At 65.7% G+C, this 19,838-nt stretch carries 9 protein-coding genes and 1 pseudogene; 4 read left to right on the top strand and 6 right to left on the bottom strand.

What is annotated here, in order from left to right:
• Window positions 1-2 precede the first annotated feature (2 nt).
• Window positions 3-3,200, bottom strand: coding sequence for an MMPL/RND family transporter (locus ABQE93_RS11320; RefSeq protein ID WP_448408063.1), 3,198 nt, complete (start codon window positions 3,198-3,200; stop codon window positions 3-5).
• Between the two features lie 293 nt (window positions 3,201-3,493).
• Here ABQE93_RS11320 and ABQE93_RS11325 point away from each other — a divergent pair, with 293 nt between their 5' ends.
• Window positions 3,494-4,744: a glycosyltransferase gene (locus tag ABQE93_RS11325; protein WP_448407896.1), complete on the top strand. Its 1,251-nt coding sequence runs from the start codon at window positions 3,494-3,496 to the stop codon at window positions 4,742-4,744.
• Here the strand turns inward: ABQE93_RS11325 and ABQE93_RS11330 are convergent.
• Window positions 4,734-6,044, bottom strand: coding sequence for a hypothetical protein (locus tag ABQE93_RS11330; protein ID WP_448407894.1), 1,311 nt, complete (start codon window positions 6,042-6,044; stop codon window positions 4,734-4,736). The two genes, ABQE93_RS11325 and ABQE93_RS11330, sit on opposite strands and share 11 nt — an antisense overlap.
• Before the next feature lie 253 nt (window positions 6,045-6,297).
• Between ABQE93_RS11330 and ABQE93_RS11335 the strand changes: the two genes are divergently transcribed.
• Window positions 6,298-7,095 carry a phthiotriol/phenolphthiotriol dimycocerosates methyltransferase gene (locus ABQE93_RS11335; RefSeq protein ID WP_448408062.1) on the top strand — a complete coding sequence of 266 codons (798 nt, stop codon included), beginning with the start codon at window positions 6,298-6,300 and terminating at the stop codon, window positions 7,093-7,095.
• Here ABQE93_RS11335 and ABQE93_RS11340 read toward each other — a convergent pair.
• The 4 genes from ABQE93_RS11340 to pks2 form a co-directional block, all read right to left on the bottom strand.
• Complete coding sequence (locus ABQE93_RS11340; protein WP_448407893.1) at window positions 7,092-8,411, bottom strand: condensation domain-containing protein; 1,320 nt, start codon at window positions 8,409-8,411, stop codon at window positions 7,092-7,094. The two genes, ABQE93_RS11335 and ABQE93_RS11340, sit on opposite strands and share 4 nt — an antisense overlap.
• 96 nt (window positions 8,412-8,507) lie before the next feature.
• Window positions 8,508-9,875: a WS/DGAT/MGAT family O-acyltransferase gene (locus tag ABQE93_RS11345; RefSeq protein ID WP_448407892.1), complete on the bottom strand. Its 1,368-nt coding sequence runs from the start codon at window positions 9,873-9,875 to the stop codon at window positions 8,508-8,510.
• A gap of 17 nt (window positions 9,876-9,892) precedes the next feature.
• Window positions 9,893-11,338, bottom strand: a complete 1,446-nt coding sequence (locus tag ABQE93_RS11350; protein ID WP_448407890.1) for a condensation domain-containing protein — start codon at window positions 11,336-11,338, stop codon at window positions 9,893-9,895.
• A 29-nt stretch (window positions 11,339-11,367) separates the two neighbouring features.
• Window positions 11,368-17,658 carry a sulfolipid-1 biosynthesis phthioceranic/hydroxyphthioceranic acid synthase gene (gene pks2 / locus ABQE93_RS11355; RefSeq protein WP_448407889.1) on the bottom strand — a complete coding sequence of 2,097 codons (6,291 nt, stop codon included), beginning with the start codon at window positions 17,656-17,658 and terminating at the stop codon, window positions 11,368-11,370.
• A 1,148-nt stretch (window positions 17,659-18,806) separates the two neighbouring features.
• Between pks2 and ABQE93_RS11360 the strand changes: the two are divergent.
• A pseudogene (locus tag ABQE93_RS11360) lies at window positions 18,807-18,948 on the top strand (Fe-Mn family superoxide dismutase); the annotation flags it as partial.
• Window positions 18,949-19,043: 95 nt separating this feature from the next.
• Window positions 19,044-19,808 carry an SDR family NAD(P)-dependent oxidoreductase gene (locus ABQE93_RS11365; RefSeq protein ID WP_448407887.1) on the top strand — a complete coding sequence of 255 codons (765 nt, stop codon included), beginning with the start codon at window positions 19,044-19,046 and terminating at the stop codon, window positions 19,806-19,808.
• Window positions 19,809-19,838 lie beyond the last annotated feature (30 nt).

Below are 19,838 nucleotides of genomic sequence, written 5' to 3' on the forward strand. Positions count from 1 at the left end.
CCTCAGTAGGTCACACCCGACGGCGACGGCCGCGCCGGTGAGCGCGGCGATCTGCGGGGACGCGCAATCGGGTCCCGGCGCGCCTTGACCGCGCTGCCGATCCGGGCCGTCGGCGCGGTTGTCAGCAAAGGCAGTTCGTCCGTTGGGAAATCGTCATAGTCCTCGGCGGGCGGATCGGCGGACTTCTTCCTGGAGAAGGTCAACTTGCCCGGCCACCAGTTCTTGTCCTTCAACAGGACAGCTATCGCCGGCACGGTGATCGTGCGCACGATGAAGGTATCCAGCAGCAGGCCGATGCCGATGACGAAACCGATCTGGGCCACACCGGCGATGCTGCTGAACGTCAGGCCGAACATCGACGCGGCGAAGATGAGGCCGGCCGACGTGATGACGCCGCCGGTGGCGCCGACGGTCTTGATGACACCGGATCGGATTCCGTGTCGTGCCTCGTCGCGGATCCGGGAGATCAGCAACAGGTTGTAGTCGGCGCCGACGGCGACCAGCACCAGGAACGCCAAACCCGCGACGCTCCAGGCGAGTTGCTGACCGAGGATGAACTGGAAGAAGACCACCCCGATGCCAAGCGCCGACAGATACGACAGGATGACCGACCCCACCAGGTAGATCGGCGCGACGATGGACCGCAACAGCATCACCAAGACGACGAAGACGATGATCAGGGTGAACAGGATGATGAACCGTAAATCGCCGTTGTAGTAGTTGCGCATATCGTTCTGCACCGCGGAGAAGCCCACCATTGAGATCTCGGCGTCCTCGAGCATCGTGTTGGGCCGCGCGCTTTCGGCGGTCTCGATGATGGACTTCACCTGGTCCATCGATTCGGTGCCGAACGGGTTGAGCGCCGTCTGCACCAGGTACCGCGCCGTGTGGCCGTCCGGGGAGATGAAGACGTCGGCTGCCTTCTTGAACTCCTCCTGCGTGAGGATCTCCGGCGGGATGTAGAAGCCCGACATCGGCGGGTCGGCAGCGCCCTGCTTCATCGCCATCAGAAACGCCGACGCCTGGTCGAGTCCGCCGCCCAGGTTTCTGGTCTGGTCGACGAGCAGTTGTACGCCCTCGGCGAGCTGTCGACTGGAATCGGCCAGCAGGTTCGCGCCTTGTTCGGCCTGCTTGAGTTGCTCGCGAATCGAGTTCGGCTCGTCCAGGCCCGCCGCACGAGCCGCGTTGACCGCGGTCTGCATGGTGGTGCCCAGATCCCGCACGGTCTCGTCGAGCGTCTGGGTTGCCTCTGTCTCCTTGAGCACGCGACCGAGGTTGGCCACCTTCTCCGCCGTGCCGTCGTTCTGGAAGGTGGTGACGCGCTGCAGATATGTCCGCGACTCGACGCATGCGGGATCGACGTTGCACACCGGGCTGGTGTTGAGGGCGTTGACGATCGGCGCCGCCCAGCTGTACATCTCGGAGATCTCCATGAGGCTGTCGCCCATCGCATCGCCGAGCGAGTTCATGTTCGCCACCAGCGTCGCGGTCTTGTCGATTTCTTCCAGCGTCGTTTCGCCGCCGTACTTCGCCTGCATATCGATGAGTGCGTTGGTCAGCGGCCGCACGGTGATCAGCCCGTTGAGCACGGCATCGCGGAGCTGATCGAGGGTGTCGGCGAGCTTGTCGGCGCCTCCACTGAGCAGGTCGAGGTTGGCGTCGTTGTCGGAGATGAGTTCCGAGGCGTCGCCGAGCTTCGTGCCGACCTCGCCGGCCTGGTAGGTGGCCTTGGCCTGCTCGAGCACTTCCCCGGTGGGCCGGGTGATGCCCCGCACGACGGCGATGTCGGGCAGGTCGGCGACGCGGTCGGCCATTTCCTCCATATCGGCGAGCGCCTTGGGGCTACGCAGGTCGCGCGGGGACTGGATGAGGATGAACTGCTGAACGGTGCCGCTGACGTCGAAGTGCTCGTCCATGGCGTCGTAGGCCAGGTTGCTCTGGGCGTCGGCAGGCAGGTTCTTGCGCTCGTCGTAGTTGTACTCGATGAACGCGACCGCACTGGCCAGCCCGATCAAAATGACCAGGCTGACGGCCAGGTGTGCGACGGGTCGGCGCACGATGTGCACACCCGAGCGCCGCCACAGCCGCCCGGTCAGGTCTTTACGCGGATTGACCAAACCGCGCCGCCCGGCCAGCACCACCATGGCGGGCAGCAGCGTCATCGCGGCCAGGAAACCGATTCCGACCGTGATCGACAGGGCTGCGCCGACCGTGGAGAACACGCCGAGCTTGGTGAAGCTCAACCCGTAGAACGCCAGCGCTGTCGTGGCCGCCGAGCCTGCGATCACCTTCCCGATGGATTCCATCGCGGCGATCACCGCGTCATCGGAGTTGAGCCCTTGCCGTAGGCACTCGTGATAGCGGGTGAAGTAGAACACCGCGTAGTCGACGCCCGCGCCCATGATCATGGCCGTCATGAACATGAACGTCTGCGGGCCCAGACCCAATAGGTCTGCATCGCCGAGGCCGGCCACCGTCTGCTGGGACACCACCAGCGCGACGCCGATCATCAGCAGCGGCAACAGCATCGCGACGATGTTGCGGTAGACCACGATCAAGATCGTGAAGACGATCAGCAGGGTGGCGATTTCGATGACGTGCTGATCGCGCACACCGACCCTGTTGAGGTCGGCCACCGTCGCCGCCGGGCCGATGACGTTCGCCTTCAGGCCGCTGTCCGCGGTGGTTTCCTCGACGATCTCTACGACGTTCTTGTAGGCGCGCTGCCCCGGGCCGGTGCCCATCGTGCCTTCCATGCTGATGGGCAGCTGCCAGGCTTTGCCGCTCTCGCTCGTCATCACCTCCCGCAGTTCGGGGATGGTGACGAAGTCCTGCGTCGAAGACACGCTCTCCGGCGCGGCGTTCAGCCGCTCCACCAAGGTGCGGTAAACCGTTTCGTCTTCAGGTTTGAGCCCGTTGTCGTTGGTCAAGATGATGACGCCGACGTTGCCGGAGCTGCCGGAGCCGCTATCGCCACCTTCGTTGAAGGCCTCGCTCATCTCGCGGCTGGAGATCAGCACCGAGGAGTCATCCGGAAGGAGTCCCGGCGGCTTGCGTTCTGCCACCTCTGTCAGCGGAGGCAGGGTCAAAAAGAGTGTGAGGGCAAGTAGAAGCCACGCAACGATCATTAAGATCGGGTGACGAACCACCAGACGACCCAGCGCTGGAAAGCCCGCGCCCTCGAACGCACCGGTGGACATGGCGCGCCTCAACACCCCAAATACGGTACACCGGTACCGCCGGTTATGAGGAATCACCGAGTTTGCTCGGCCCCGACCGCATGAACGCCGGAATCCGGTGTACGCATTGGCGTTACCCGCCTTGGCCGTCGTGCGTGTTAGGTAACTGTGTTGTAATCGGGGCGTGCCCGCCCACGAGCTTTCCTTGACCGAGCCGCCGTCACCGGCCGATCGACCGCGCGACGCCGCTTTCATGTTTGCCATATCTTCCAGCGAAAGCTTTTGACCTCGATGAACATCATTTGGAGCCGTCCGTGAAATTTGCTGTGGGCGTACATGGCACCCGCGGCGATATCGAGCCGTGCGCGGCCGTCAGCCGGGAGCTTCTGCGCCGCGGGCACGACGTCCGCCTGGCGGTCCCGCCCAACCTCGTCGGTTTCGTCGAATCGGCTGGTCTGCCGGCGGCGGCGCCGTACGGGGTGGACTCCCAGAAACAGATGGACGCCGACATCTTCCGCAAGTACTGGAAGATCCAGAACCCGGTCACCGCGCTGCGCGAACTGCGCGAATACATCACGCAGGGTTGGGCCGAGATGAACCAGACCCTGGTGTCGCTGGCCGAAGGCGCCGACTTGATCCTGACCGGCACGACCTACCAGGAGGTCGCGGCCAACGTCGCCGAGTACTACGACGTGCCGTTGGCGGCGCTGCACTACTTCCCCGCACGCGCCAACGGTCAAGTGCTACCCGTCCCGCTGCCGTCGAAGGTCGTCCGGTCGGGGTGGGCGGCGGCCGAGTGGGTGCACTGGCGCGCGTTGAAGAACGCGGAGGACGCGCAACGACGCGAACTCGGCCTGCCCAAGGCGCGAGCGCGCGCGGTCCGTCGCATCGTGGAGGGCGGGGCGCTGGAAATCCAGGCCTACGACGAACTGTTCTTCCCGGGTCTGGCCGAAGAGTGGGGCGGTCAGCGGCCGTTCGTCGGCGCGATGACGATGGAGCTGGGCACCGAAACCGACGACGACGTCTTCTCCTGGATCGCCGCCGGCACACCGCCGATCTACTTCGGGTTCGGCAGCATGCCGGTGCAATCCCCCACCGCCGCGCTCGCCACGATCACCGAAGTGTGCGCCGACCTGGGTGAGCGGGCGCTGATCTGTTCGGGTTCCTGGGACCTCGACGGCCACCAGCCCGCAGAACACGTCAAGATCGTCCGTGCCGTCAACCACGCGGACGTGTTTCCGCTCTGCCGGGTCATCGTGCACCACGGTGGTGCGGGCACCACCGCCGCAAGCATCCGTGCCGGCGTGCCGACCCTGGTGCTGTGGGTGGGCGCCGACCAGCCCGTCTGGGCTAAACAAGTCGAACGCTTGAAAGTTGGTACCTACCAGCGGTTCTCGAAGATGACCACCGCGTCACTGAGATCCGCTTTGCGGACCGTGCTCGCACCGGAGTACGTCGCGCAGGCGCGTGACGTCGCCACCGAGCTCACCAAGCCCGCGGTGAGCGTCGCCACCGCGGCGGACCTGCTCGAGGCGGCCGCCCGCGACGGCCGCGCTACTCGATGAACGCCGTCAACTCGAAGTCGGCGAGCGTCTCGGAGATCTTCGCGAGCAGGGCCTGCCTTGAGTTGTCCCAATTCGGGTGATACGCGCGGAAACTGAGGAAGAGCTTCCCGGAGACCCTGCCTGAGGCCACATAAAGCTCACCCGACGCGACCTCCGGGCTGTTGACCGTCAGGTTCTGTTCGACCATCCGCATCCCGTAGTAATCCGCCTCGCTGCCGTCGACGTAGGCGACCGCCGGGTCCATCTCGCCGAAGTTCGAACACCCGACGGTCAGATCCGCGTTCATGGCCGCCAGCGGAAGCTTTCTCAGCACCAGCGTGGGTATGAACGGGGTCAGCGGAAAGGCCCGCTCTTGCTCCTTGAATTTCCCGAGGCCGGCGTTGATGGTCTCCCGGAAATCGTTGCGGATCTTGCGAAGGTCCGACGTCACCGGCCGAGGATCCACCGTGAAGTCGATGCCCTTCAACGCATTACCGCGCACATCGTTTTCGGTGCGGTCGTTGACCGGATAGGACAACCTGACCATCCCGTCGCTGTCCAACCGCCCGTACTTCTCGGCCAGCTTCGCCGCGAACCCGGCCATCAGCGCGTTGCTTGTGCCTCCGAGACTTTCCGCGCGGGAATCCCAGTGAGCCCCATCGATGTAGACGGTGGCCCCCGGCACCACCGCGGGCCGGTTGTCTTTGCGGTGCGCCTTGGGCACCGACGACTGTCCGCCCGACCCTCCTCGGGTGGGCGGGTTCTGGCGGGCCACCGTCACGGTCGCGCGCAGGGCACGCCCGATCTCGGGCAGTCCCCGAAAGGTGACCCGCGCATCTTCGGCCAGTGCTTGGCGTTTCAGACGCGCGCCGGGAGGCGGAAGCCCCAGATTGCGCCGCACCCCGTTGATCGCGTCGGTGAGCGCAATGCAGGTGCCGACGCCGTCGACGACGGTGTGGGACGCCACCAAAGTCACGGCGGTTCCGTAACCCTCGATGGGAAGGACACCGAGGTGCCAGCAGGGGCCGAACTCCGGATCGATGGGGATTCGGGCGCGCTCGTCGAACCAGTCGGTCACAGCCGCGCGGGTGCTGACCGGTGGGTCGACGTCGATTCCCGGCAGGTCATGACACGAGACCCAGCGATGCCGGCCGAAGGGCAGTGGAGAGCGTTCGATACGGCGGCCCAGCAACCCATGCGCCAGGTTGTCGTGCACCCTGGCCAACCCGTCGTGGTCGATGTCGCGCTGATAGACCCATGTGCACTGGATGCCGTGGACATGACCGCTGGCTCGGACCCACAGGTGCGAGGCCTGGTCCATGTAGGCAAGCGTGTTGTCATTTGCCCGAGGTCCGGATCGCGAATCGGATTCGGCCACGTCACCTCTTTCTACCGGGTCTTACGTGTTTTCCGAACATTGAGGCTATCAATGGCCGATTCGACGTGCGCACAGCCGAAGCGATCTGTCTTTCCATCCTTCCTGCCACCGCACTTTCACGGGTTTTCCCATGTTGCTGACAGCAGATAGCACAGCATGAATACTTGCCCGTGTGATTGAGGAGATCTATCGGCCCATGGTGTCCAAAGTCGTGGGCTTTTCGCACCGCCACCTCGGGAAACTCGTTGGTAAGTATGGCTACAGCCTGATGACGCGCAGGCTGGGCGACGACGAGGTGCTGTTCCTCAACTGGGGTTATGAGGAGGACCCGCCGATGGATCTGCCGCTCTCGGCCGCCGATGAGCCAGATCGCGTCTGCATTCAGCTTTATCACCGCGTGGCCATTCAGGTCGACCTGAAGGGTAAACGGGTGTTGGAGGTCAGTTGCGGCCACGGCGGCGCCGCCTCCTACATCATGCGGACGTTCAGCCCCGCCTCCTACACGGGGCTGGACCTCAACCCGTCGGGTATCGCGTTTTGCCAACGGCGACACAACATTCCCAACCTGACATTTGTCCAGGGCGACGCGGAGAACCTGCCGTTTCCCGACCAGAACTTCGACGCGGTGGTCAATGTCGAAGCCGCTCACCTGTATCCGGACTTCCGCCGCTTCCTCTCCGAGGTGACGCGGGTGCTCAGCCCCGGCGGACATTTCTTGTATGCCGATCTTCGTGGCCGAAACGGTATCGAGGAATGGGAAGCGGCCCTTGACGATTCCGCACTGCAGGTGGTGTCGCAAGAGGAGATCAACGCCCAGGTCCTGCGGGGGCTGGAGCTGAACTCACCTCGCTACCAGGAGCTGGTCAATCGGCATGCGCCGAGGCCGCTGCGCAGGTTCGGCCGCGATGTCGCTGTCACCAAGGGCTCGCCGCTGTACGAGCAGGTCGAGAGGGGCGACCTGTCCTACCGGCTGTATTGCCTGGTCAAGAACTAGAAGATCTCGCCGGTCAGCCCGAAATCGGCCAGCGTGCGGGCAGCCAACTCGCGCAGCCACTGCTTGGAGTTCTCTGCGCCGGCCTGGTAGCCGACGATGTCGATGGAAATCCTGCCGCTGATACGTCCGACCACCAGCACCAGCTGGCCACCGGCGCGTTCGAGGTCAGCGCGATACACGTTCTGGTCCACCCCGCGACACAACATGTACTCGGCCTGGGTGCCGTCGGGACAGGCCGCCGCCGGGGGAAAGTCGCCCATGTTCGAACACGAAACCGGAAGGTCGGCACCGGATCCCAAGAACTGCTGAACCACCCGCTTGAGCGCGGAGCGCGGCACGTACGGCACCAGCGGTAGGAGCTGCATCACTGGGTCGGGCTCTTCGCGTGCCTTCTGCAGTGCCTGCCGCACGGCGCTGCGCGCATCGGTCAGATCCGTAATCACCGTGGTCGGGTCGATATCGGCAGAGCCGAAGATCATCGCGTTCGCGCGGGTGTCGTCCGGGAGGTTACGCGCGTTGAGTGCCATCACCAGCGTCACGGCGCCGTCAGCGCGTTTGCGCCCCATGTGTTCACCCAGTTTCGCCGCGAAACCGGCCACCAGGGAATGGCTCGTTCCGTTGAGCGAAGCGGCACGGGCATCCCACTGCGTCAGGTCGACCAGAACCGAGACCGCCGGCACCACAACGCGGGTATCAGCGCCGGTTCGGCGGGTCGCCGGCGCAGCGGACGTGGTCGGGGCCACTACCTCGTTTCGGCTCTGAAGCCCTAGCTTCGCGGCCACGCCGACGGTGCGGACCGCCTCGGGTAGGTGCTTGAAGGTTCCCCGAAGTTCTGCCAGCCCACCGCGAAAGCGGCTGCCCGACTGAGCATGTGGGTGACCGAAGTCCCGCCTGGTTTCGGAGACCGCCTCGGTGACCGACTGCAGGCCGCCCACACCGTCAGCGAGGTAATGCGAGCCCACCAAGCTGACCGCGGTGGACCCGTCGGTCATCGGCAGCACACCCATGTGCCAACCGGGTCCGTGCTCGGGATCGACCGGTATCTGTGCTCGTTCGTCGAACCAGTCGCTGACCTCTGAGCGGGGCCGCGGTTCGGCGATGACGAGATCGGTGGCCGGCCCCAACGCAGACACCCAGCGGTGCCGACCGAACGGCAGCGGTGAGCGTTCGATCAACCGACCGTAGCAGCCGTAGCCGAAGTTGCGGTGGAACCGCCGCAGTCCGTCCATGTCGACGGGATGTTCATAGATCCACAGCACCTGCATGAGTTGGCCGCGCCCGGTTGCACGCAACAGCTGGAAGCCGGCCTGATCCATGAATGTGAGCTGATTGTCTTGTGCCGTCGTGGGTTTCCCTGTTCGGCGGCTCAACCGCCGTAACGCTGGACGAGCTTGGATAGCCATGCCTTCCTGCTACTCGATTACACCGGCGAGCTCGAACTCGGCCAGCACCTTGGCGGCCAGCTCGCGCAAGCGGGACTTGGAGTTCTCTGCACCGGCCTGATATCCGACGACGGTGATCGACACCTTGCCACCTATTCGTCCGGCGAGCACCGTCAGCAGCCCGCCACGGTGCTCGAGGTATCCGCGCGACACCTGCCGGTCCACGCCACGCAACATGACGTACTCGGCTTCGGTTCCGTCGGCGCGCGCCACAACGGAGTCGACATCGCCGAGGATGGAACAGGATACGGGCATATCGGCGAAGTTGAACACCACGTCTGAGCCGCGCTTGACCGCGCGCTTAGGGATGAACGGGGTCAGCGGTAGCAGCTCGAGGTTCTCATCTGGCTCCTCGCGCAACATCGTCAGCGCGTGTTTGATCTCGCGTCGGGCAGCGCTCAAGTCGGTGGTCACCGAGGTTGGATCGATGACGGCGGTGGCGATCGACGCGGCGTTGGCCCGCGTATCGTCGGCGATCCGGTCGCTGATCGGGATGTGCAGGGTGACGGCGCCGTCGGCGCGACGGCGTTCGAGTCGTTCGGCCAGCTTCGCGGCGAACGCGGCGACCAACGAGTGGCTCGACCCGTTGAGGGCCTCGGCCCGCGCATCCCATTCGTCGAGGTCGATGTAGATCGAGATCGCCGGCACGACAACATTTTCGGTCATGCTGCCTGCGGCCGCCGCGGTCCGAGATCCGGTCGACTTGGTGATCTCGTGGCGTCGGCGCACAGCCTGCTTGCCCACCCGCACCAGGGTGCGCGCCACCTCGGGTAGGCCACGCACCGTCTCTTTGAGGTCGGTGGCCGCTGCCCGTAGCGGCGGGCGCGACCGTGGCGGCGGGTAGCCGAAGTCGCGGCGGTTACCGACGATCCCGTCGACGATCGTGAGCAGCCCGCCCAGGCCGTCGGCCAGGCAGTGCGAGCCCACCAGGGAGACCGCGGTCGACCCGTCGGTCATCGGTAGCACCCCGAGATGCCAGCTGGGTCCGGTTTCCGGATCGATCGGCAATTGTGCGCGTTCGTCGATCCAGTCGCTGAGTTCTTCTCGGGGGCGAGGTGTTTCGACGATGTCGAGGCGTGATTTGGGACCCGGCGCGGAAACCCACCGGTGCCTGCCGAACGGCAGCGGCGAGCGTTCGATCGCCCGACCGTACAGACCGTAACCGACGTTGTCGTGAAACCGTCGCAGCCCGTCATAGTCCACCGGGTGCTCGTAGACCCATACGCACTGCATGACCAGTTCCTGGCCGGTGGCCCGCTGCCCGAGGAACAACAGCTGATCGGTGAACGTGAGCTGGTTGTCCAGCCGTGTTTGTGCCGCCGCAGTCATCGAAGACATTCGTCGAACTGCGCGGTTCAGAAGGACTTCTGGATGACACCAACAAGGTCGGATGCCGCCGCCAGTTCACCGCGACCATCGGCGACGCGTAAGAAGACTGCCTTCATCGCGTCGACGTAGCGGGTGACCGACTCGCGCGCGATCGGATTGTTGGGGAAGGCCAGCGTCACCGAAGTGCCGTTGCCGAACCGGTTGATCCACATGCCGACCTGATGGGCCGCGCCCATTTCGCTGTAGATCTTGCCGTTCAAGCCGTTCCACTCGGCGACCACGGCAGGAGACAGCGGCGCAATGGTGGCGTCGAGGTAGGAGATCATCGGCACGCCCGGCTTCGGCTGCGTCAAGCCGCGCTCGCCCGCCGCCAGTTCGAGCACCCGGTCAAACGGCACATGCGCCAGGACCAGACCCGAATCGAAGGACGCCTGCGCGGCCCTTGCGGTTTCGGTGAATGACGTCGGTGTGACGGGCACGGTGATGGGCACCGTACCGGTGAACCAACCCGTCGTCATCACCTCGGCTTGTGTGCTTCGCGTGCTGGTCGGCGTGATGACGTAGTAGGTGTCGGCACCGGTGAGCTGATGTTCGGCCATCGCGGCTGCGGCGAACACTCCGCCGATGAACCGGGCACCGGCCTTGATGCACGCCGATTCAAAGCGGTCCGACTGCTTTTCGTCCATCAACGAAACCGTCAGCAGATCGCCTTCACAGGCCACCGCCGGATCACCGAGCGGAAGCGGAAACTGCGGAAGGGTTCCGTTGTTGCCCCTTGCGAACTTGATCCACTCGTTCACCTGCGGCGAGTCCAAGGTCAGCGAGGAGGTGAACTCTCGCTGCCGGATGCAGTAATCCTCATAGCTGCCGGCTTCCGGCAGCGGAATCGGTGCTCCGCCGCCGACCAGCGCGTTGTACATCATGTGGATCTCCACGAACGCCAAGCCCATGAACATGGCATCGACATGCAGATGATCCACGCTCATCCAGAACGTGAAGTGGTCATCGCGCTGAATGACGCCGAACCGGAAGCAATCCCAGTTCAACGGGGACGGCGTGGCCAGGATGTGTTCGCGCCATTGCGCCGACGACTTCTGGCCGCGCTCGGACGCGACGAACTTGATGTCCTTCGGGTTGCGCAGCGTGCGCCGCACAATGCGGTCATCGTCGGTGAACTCAAACCAGCTGCGGTACGTGTCGTGGCGCCGAAGGTAGGCGTTGAGCACGTGCGTCATCGCCCGGACATCACAGCGTCCGGCGATGTTCCAGGCCGGGATCGTCAGCCGCGCCATCTCGGTGCCGCGGGCGGCGTGCGCACGGTAGCTCCGAAGATGTTGGGCCTGCTGATAACTGGCCGGCACATCGGCGACGGGTGCCTCGCTGACCTTCGCAAGCGTGGCCGGTGACGGATCCCAGGTGATGAGTTGGCCCGGAGCGTCCACCCACTCGTGGATTGCTTCTAGCGCGAACAATTCTTCCGCCTCCTACTTCGGTGCCGTCGTCATGTCGACGCCGCGACCGTGTCGTCCGCCGCGAGTGTTTCGCAAAGACTATCGGCCAGTGCGCGAACCGTGTTGACCCCCATTGCCGTGATGCGGATTCCCGTTTCCGCCTCGAGCCGAGTGCGCAGCTCGAGGTTGCCCAGCGAGTCGAGCCCGTATTCGGACAGCGGGCGGTCCGGATCGATCGCGCGCCGCAGGATCAGGCCAACCTGCTCTGAGATCAGCCGCCTCAGATGAGTTGGCCACTCGTCGCGTGGAAGCGCGGCCAGCTCTGCCCGGAGTTTCCTTCCCTCGCTGGAGCTTTGACCTGCCGACTTGAACGCCGACGCGAACGGGCTGCGCTGCGCGAAGGCAGTCAGCCAGGGCGTCCCGAGGATCGGGGCGTAACCGGTGTACACCCGGTCATACCGCAACAGGGACTCGAAAGCGTAGGCGCCCTCGTCGGGAAGGATCGCCGCATCGTTTTCGGCCATCGCGGTACCACGACCGATCTCGCCCCAGGCACCCCATGCGATGGCGCTGGCAGGCAGACCCTGTGCCCGGCGCCAACGCGTGAACGCATCCAGCCAGCTGTTGGCGGCGGCGTAGGCCCCCTGACCCGGCGACCCCACCAGCGCGGCTGCCGACGAGAACGAGCAGAACCAGTCCAGCGGCTGACCCTCCGTAGCGCGATGCAGGTTCCACGCGCCGTATGCCTTTGGCGCCCAGTCGCGTTCGACGAGATCGTCGGTGATGTTCGGGAGGGTGGCATCCTCGACGACCGCGGCCGCGTGCAGCACGCCCCGCACCGGCAGCCCGGTCGCCGTCGCCGCGGCCACCAACCGGTCGGCCGTTCCCTCCGCGGCGATGTCGCCACACTCGACGACGATGTCGGCGCCCGTGGACCGGATGAGGTCGACGATCTCCTGCGCTTTGGTGCTCGGCTGGCTACGCGAGGTGAGAACGATGCGTCCGCAACCCTTTTCAGCCATCTTCTCGGCGAGGAACAGGCCCAGACCACCGAGGCCGCCGGTGACGATATACGCACCGTCGGAACGGAAGGTCGGAGCCTCTTCCGGCGGCACCATCACCTCGGTGGTTCCGGTGCGTGCGACGTCGAGCACCAACTTCCCGGTGTGCTGGGCGCCACCGATCTTGCGGATCGCACTCGCGGCGTCGGCGAGCGGATAGCGCGTGATGTCCGGCAGCGGCAGTGAACCGTCGGCGGTCAGCTGGTAGACCTTCTCCAGCAAGCCGCGAACCTTGTCCGGATGGGTCACGGTCATCAACGCGAGGTCGATGGCGTAGAACGACAGGTTGCGGCGGAACGGGAACAGACCCACCCGCGTATCGCCGTAGATGTCGCGCTTGCCGATCTCGAGGAACCGCCCGCCGAAGGCGAGCAGCTCCAATCCCGCGCGCTGCGCGGCACCGGTCACCGAGTTCAACACGATGTCCACGCCGTAACCGTCGGTGTCGCGACGTATCTGGTCGGCGAATTCGGTGCTGCGCGAGTCGTAGACATGCTCGATGCCCCAGTCGCGCAGCAGCTGTCGTCGCGCCTCGCTGCCTGCCGTGGCGTAGATCTCCGCGCCGGCTGCGCGTGCGACCGCGATCGCCGCTTGGCCGACACCACCGGTCGCGGAATGGATCAACACCTTGTCGGTCGAGGAGATCCTGGCCAGTTCCTGCAGACCGAGCCACACGGTGCCGTATGCGAGGCCCACCGCGGCCGCCTGGTGCTCTTCCAGCCCGGCGGGCAACGGCGTCGCGAGGTTGGCCTCACAGATCACGTAGTTGCCCCAGCAGCCGTTGGCCGACACCCCACCGACGCGGTCTCCCACACGGTGAGTCGTCACGCCCGGGCCCACGGCGGTGACCACACCGCCGAATTCCGAACCCAATTCCGGCAGCCGGCCGTCGAAGCTCGGGCACCGCCCGAACGCGACAAGCACGTCGACGAAGTTGATGCTGGATGCGCTGACCGCGACCTCGATCTGGCCCGGACCCGGCGCAACACGTTCGAACGAAACCATTTCCAGCGACTCCAGGTCGCCCGGCGTGCGGACCTGCAGCCGCATGCCGTCGTGTTCGTTGTCCCCGGTGGCGGTATACCGCTCGTCGGCGCGCAGCGGCGCCGGGCACAACCGTGCGGTGTACCAGCGCCCGTCGCGCCATGCCGTCTCGTCCTCGTCGGAGCCGGCCAGCAACTGGCGAGCCAACTGCTCGGCGCCAGTTGTCTCGTCGACGTCGATCTGGCTGGCGCGCAGCCGCGGATGCTCCATCCCGATCGCGCGCACGAAACCACGCAGACCGGCATGTTCGAGGTTCGGAACGTCGTCGGCCACAACGGATTGCGTATTGCGGGTGATGACGTAGAGCCGCGGGGGCTCGCCCGGTGCTTCGGGCAGTTCGCGGATCATCCGCACCAGGTGGCGGACATGCTCGCCACCACGCACGGCCGCCTCGGCGACGCCGCCGCCATCGGCGAGATCGGGGACCACTACCACGCCGGTCAGCACCTGCTCACTGACATAGGACGTCAGCAACTCTGCGTTGGTCTGGTGGTCACCATGCGATGGCCAGGTCATCGTGGTGCACTCAGCTCCCGCTGTCTTCAGTGCATCGCCGAGTGCGGCGGTGAGGATGTCCCCGTTGAGGTTGGTGTCGATCAACAGCCACGATCCGGCGTCGACGGAGTCGGCTTCGGGCGGCTCGTGCTGGTCCCACTCGATGCTCAGCAGCCGCTCGTTGAGCACGCGGTCCGCCTGAGCCTTCTGCGAGGCGCCCGAGCCGAGCCGTAAACCTTCCAGGCTCAAAAGGATTGCTCCGCGCTCGTCGAGGATGTCGAGGTTCGCTTCGATACCTTCGGCGTCCGCCTTGACGATCCGGCTGTAGCAGTACTGCGCGTTTCGGGCCGAGCCGTTGGCGCGCAACCGGCGCACGCCCAGCGGCAGCAGCATGCCACCGGAGGCGGCGTTCTGGGCGACCGGATGCGCGACGACCGACTGGAAACAGGCGTCGAGCAGCGCGGGGTGCACCCCGTAGGCGCCTTGGTGTGCCCGCAGCGGTCCGGGCAGCGCGACGGCGGCCAGCACGGTGGGCTCGGCACCGTCGGCGGTGTAGGCCGTGGCCAAACCGGAGAAGGCGGCCCCGTGATGGATTCCCAACGCGCCGAAGGCTGCCCGCAGATCAGCGCCGTCGACCCCGTCGGCGTGCGCCGTCAGCAGTGCGTCGATGTCGTGAGTAGCGGATTCACCCGTCGCCACCTCGGCGTGCAGCACCGCATGTGCGCGTCGCGTACGTTCGCCGGCCTCATAGGTTTCCACCGCGAAGTCGAGGATCCCGGACGCGAGCGCGGATGCGGACGCCGAGATCGGCGTCGACTCGTCGAGCATCAACATCTGCTCGAAGACGATGTCGCGAACCTCGGCAGTTTCCCCAAGCGCGGTGCGCGCGGCGGCCAGCGCCATCTCGCAGTAGGCCGCACCCGGTAGCACCGCCACCTCGTGGACCTGGTGGTCGCCGAGCCACGGTTGAGCCTCCGTACCCACCTCGCCCTGCCATACGTGGCGCTCGGGCTCTTCGGGCAGCACGACGTGCGAACCCAACAGCGGGTGCACAGAAACCGAGCAGCCCCCGCGCGCGGCCACGTCCTGACCGTCGCGGTCGAGCAGCAACGACTCATGCGTCCAGGTCGGCAGCGGTGCGTCGACCAGTCGCCCGGTCGGGTACAGCACGGAGAAATCGACTGCGGCACCGGCATTGTGGACGTCGGCGACCAGCTGTCGCAATCCAAACGGCAACTGCTGTTCGCGGCGCATCGCCGCCAGCACAGTCAGCGGAACGTCGAGGCCGCGCGCGGTTTGGTCGACGGCGTGGGTCAGCAGCGGATGCGGGGACAGCTCGCCGAATACCCGGAAGCCGTCCTCGAGCGCCGCCTGCACCGCCGCGGCGAACCGCACGGTGTGGCGCAGGTTGTCCACCCAGTAGTAAGCGTCCCACTCCGGCTCGTCGCGCGGGTCGTACAGCGTCGCGGAGTAGTACGGGATCTCGGGCTGCATCGGGTTGAGGTCGGCAAGCGCCTCTTCGAGCTCGTCGAGGATCGGATCGACCTGCGGCGAGTGAGACGCGACGTCCACGGCCACCTCGCGCGCCATCACGTCGCGCTGCTCCCAGCCGGCCACCAGGTCGCGCACCGACTGTGTGGCGCCACCGATGACGGTCGACTGCGGTGAGGCGACCACCGCGAGCGAAACATCGGTGATGCCACGCGCAGCCAGCTCGGACAGAACCTGGGAGGCAGGCAATTCCACCGACGCCATCGCGCCGGAGCCGGCGATACGCGACATCAGCGTCGACCGTCGGCAGATGACCTTGACCCCGTCCTGCATCGTCAGCGCACCCGCCACGACCGCGGCGGCGACCTCACCCATGGAGTGTCCGATCACCGCGCCGGGGACGACGCCGTACGACTTCATCGTCGCGGCCAGGGCCACCTGGACCGCGAAAACAGTCGGCTGCACCCGGTTGATGCCGGTGACGGTTTCCGGTGCCGACATCGCTTCTGTGACGGAGAAATCCGACTCTTGGCGGATCAAGTCCTCCAGTTCGGCGACGGTCGAGGCGAACACCGGCTCGCGGGAGAGAAGCTCGGCGCCCATGCCGGCCCACTGCGAGCCCTGCCCGGAGAACACCCACACCGGTCCGCGGTCGTCCTGGCCGACGGCAGCCTCGTAGGGGCTCTCGCCGTCGGCCACCTCCCGCAGCGCCGCGATCAGTTCCTCGCGACCGCCGGCGATGACCGAGGTACGCACCGAGCGGTGACCACGCCGACGGGACAGCGTGTAACCGAGGTCGATCAGGTCGACGGCCGGCCCCCGCCCGTTGCCGTCGCCGCTCTTGGCCAGCCAGTCGGCCAGATTGCCTGACGTGCGGCGCAGTTCGTGCGCCGACGTCGACGACAAGGCGAACAGCAGCGGTCCGGTGCCGGCATCCGGTTTCTGCGGCGCCACCGGCTCCGGCGGCTGCTCGACGATCGCGTGCGCGTTCGTCCCCGACAACCCGTACGCCGAGACCGCCGCGCGCCGCGGCTGCTGGCCGTTGGTCGGAAACGCCGTCGTCGACTGGGGTACGAAAAGATGTGTCTCGATCTCGGTCAACTCGTCAGGCAGACGGTTGAAGTGCAAGTTCTGCGGGATGATGCCGTGCTGCACGGCCAATACGGCCTTCATCACGCCCAGCGCGCCCGCGGCCGACTGCGTATGACCGAAGTTGGTCTTGACCGATGCCAGCGCACAAGGCCCGTCGGTGCCGTACACGTCTGCCACGCTGGCGTATTCGAGAGGATCGCCGACCGGGGTTCCGGTGCCGTGCGCCTCCACCAGCCCGACGGTGCTCCCCTCAACGCCGGCGGCCGCCAGCGCGGCCCGGTACACCGCGGTCTGCGCCTCCGAGGACGGCGTGGCGATGTTGACCGTGCGGCCGTCCTGATTCACCGCGGTGCCCTTGATGACCGCCATGACGCGGTCACCCGCCTCGAGCGCGTCCTCGAGCCGTTTGAGGGTGATTACGACGCAGCCCTCGGCGGAGACGAAGCCGTCGGCGGCTTCGTCGAACGCGCGGCAGTGGCCGGTCGGTGACAACATGCCCGCCGCCGACCCGCCGGCCGCCTTGCGGGGTTCGAGCAGGACCGACACCCCGCCGGCCAACGCCAGGTCGCTTTCGCCGTCCTGCAGGCTGCGGCAGGCCATGTGGATCGCGCTCAACCCCGAAGAGCAGGCCGTGTCCACCGTGTAGGCGGGTCCGTGGACGCCGAGCGCATAGGCGATCCGTCCAGAGGCCAGGCTGAAGCTCGTGCCGGTGAACCCGTACGGCCCCTCCAACGTCTGGGTGTCGGCGGCCAGGTACGCGTAGTCGTTGTGCGTGACGCCCATGAACACGCCGGCCTTCGACCCGGTCAGCGCCGTCGGGTTCAGGCCTGCGTGCTCCACCGCCTCCCAAGCGGTCTCCAGCAGCAGACGATGCTGCGGGTCGATGGCCGTCGCCTCACGGGAGGTGATCCCGAAAAAGTCGGCGTCGAAGCCCGCCACGTCGTCGAGGAAGGCGCCCCACTTGGAGACCGATCGACCGGGCACACCTGGCTCCGGGTCGTAGTACTGCTCGGCATCCCAGCGCTCGGCAGGCACCTCGGTCACGAAGTCGTCGCCACGCAGCAACGCTTCCCATAGCTGTTCAGGGGACACAATGCCCCCCGGAAGGCGGCACGACATTCCGATTACAGCGACGGAAATTGTGCGCGTTTCACCCACGTCTGTAAACCTCTCTCAGGAGTGAGCACTGAATGCGACTGGAACAGAATAAAGCGAAAGTCGCGCCCTGTCTCAACTCCTGAAGACTAATGGCACCGCCGGCCGACATTGGTTGCTGGCCGCATGTAGATGCGCATCATAAACCGCGATCGCTGACAACAAATGTTGCCTCCCCTGCCAACCGCAGCTGCACCGCCCGCGGGACCGCCACGAGTCCCTGATGACGGCAACTATTCCGTAGTTTGCGCGGTCGCCCTCAGAAGGCATCGCCGAGTCCGCAAACGAGCCGCGGATGTCGACCGTGAACAGATCTGGTGGCCACGCAGCTGTGGTGCTGGTTTGCTTCGGGCCAGTGAGATCGAGCATGCGCGTCAATCTAGCAGGCGATTCCCAGAGATGGGACATATTTCCCAGATTCGCTCCCCACCCAAATGACCGGCCCAACAGGCCCGCGGCCAGCAAACTGTTCTGAAATAACGTATAGGTTAATATCCTGCTGATATGCGCTGCCTTAGAGGTACTAAGCAAAGATTTTGATACGATCGACGGAGGCTGTAGAAGGGCCCACCTGGGGCCGCCGATGAGATCGATCCGGCAACGGTTGCGTTACGGTTCGGGCGCGAACAATCGGCGGCTGAGATCACGCCGTCCTTCTGGGCCTTCTTCCCAGCCGTTTACTCATGGCAATTTTTCGGCTCGCGGTGACATTCGTCACACCGTCCAGCTCGACGTGGGGGTTTGCCGGGATTCGCACTACGGCCGCGCGGGAATGGCAAATTTATCGACAAAGAGAAGTGCAAGAAAAGGCAAATATCGCAAATACTTAGTGCACCTCATTAAAATCGTTCAACCCCTCGTCGGGCAGCGAAGCGACGTCTCTCAGGCTCCTCACAGCAACGTGTAAGCAAGCCTGCGCCGGTGTGGGCACCCCTCGGCAGCGGTGCCCACGCCGGTGTCCGGCGGCGCCTGGCGAACATTGGAGCGGGTCGGTCGCAGCGCGGGCTACCGCTCGAAGATAAGTCGGTTCCGATGTGCTGCATCGACGTCGCACACGACCGACCCGCAGGTGCCAACCTAACATGAACATGTGAACAGTTGGACATACGAGCTGGCCAGGCCATATGCTGCGCGCCTCGGTGCCCCGGGGAGAGCAGGCCAACGTGCCGCTCGGCTCATTCCGCTGCCCCACGTCGACATGTGGGAGCACGCCTATTACTTGCAGGACAAGAACGTCAAGGCCAGGACCGGTTCGCCGCGGCGACCAGCAGGGCCAACGGTCTGATCTTCTAGCCGGAACCTGTCGGGTAGCCCCGTCGCGGCTCGCGTAGGTCGCCAGGTGAGGATGTCTGGAGACGACAACCCGCTTACGCGAAAGGGCCAATGCGATGACGATTCTGGACAGGTTTCGGCTCGATGACAAAGTTGTCATCATCACCGGAGCGTCGTCGGGCTTGGGAGTGTCATTCGCCGAGGCGTGCGCGCAGGCGGGCGCCGACGTGGTGTTGGCGGCCCGACGCGCCGAGAAGCTCAGTGGCACAGCCGACCTCGTCCGCAGCGCGGGACGCCGCGCGCTGATCGTGCCCACCGACGTCACCGACACGCAGCAGTGCACCGCCCTGGTGGAGGCGGCCATGGAGGAGTTCGGCCGCGTCGACGTGTTGGTCAACAACGCCGGCGTGGGCACGGCGGTCCCGGCCACCCGGGAGACCCCCGAAGAGTTCCGCTCGGTGGTCGACATCAACCTGCACGGGTCGTACTGGACCGCTCAGGCGTGCGGCAGGGTGATGCAGCCGGGCAGCTCGATCATCAACATCTCCAGCGTGCTGGGCCTGACGACGGCGGGTCTGCCGCAGGCGGCTTACAGCGCCAGCAAGGCCGCCGTCATCGGGCTCACCCGCGATCTGGCCCAGCAGTGGGGATCGCGCAAGGGGATTCGCGTCAACGCCATCGCGCCCGGGTTCTTCCACTCGGAGATGACCGATCAGTACGTTCCCGGCTATCTCGAGCAGACACTCGCGACTCGCGTTGTGCTGCAACGGGCTGGCGATCCCGACGAGTTGTCGGCAGCGTTGATCTGGCTGGCCTCCGAGGCCGGCGGTTACGTGACCGGCCAAACGATCGTCGTCGACGGCGGTGTGACGATCACGTAGCTGTCTACAGTTAAGGCGCGATCTGCTCCC

The sequence above is a fragment of the Mycolicibacterium sp. XJ662 genome (assembly GCF_053484035.1).

Excerpts from the sequence above, each read along its gene's own strand:
- ABQE93_RS11345 (WP_448407892.1), bottom strand. The coding sequence starts at position 9,875 with ATGTCTTCGATGACTGCGGCGGCACAAACACGGCTGGACAACCAGCTC.
- ABQE93_RS11330 (WP_448407894.1), bottom strand. The coding sequence starts at position 6,044 with ATGGACCAGGCCTCGCACCTGTGGGTCCGAGCCAGCGGTCATGTCCAC.
- ABQE93_RS11365 (WP_448407887.1), top strand. The coding sequence starts at position 19,044 with ATGACGATTCTGGACAGGTTTCGGCTCGATGACAAAGTTGTCATCATC.
- ABQE93_RS11340 (WP_448407893.1), bottom strand. The coding sequence starts at position 8,411 with ATGGATCAGGCCGGCTTCCAGCTGTTGCGTGCAACCGGGCGCGGCCAA.
- ABQE93_RS11335 (WP_448408062.1), top strand. The coding sequence starts at position 6,298 with ATGGTGTCCAAAGTCGTGGGCTTTTCGCACCGCCACCTCGGGAAACTC.
- ABQE93_RS11320 (WP_448408063.1), bottom strand. The coding sequence starts at position 3,200 with ATGTCCACCGGTGCGTTCGAGGGCGCGGGCTTTCCAGCGCTGGGTCGT.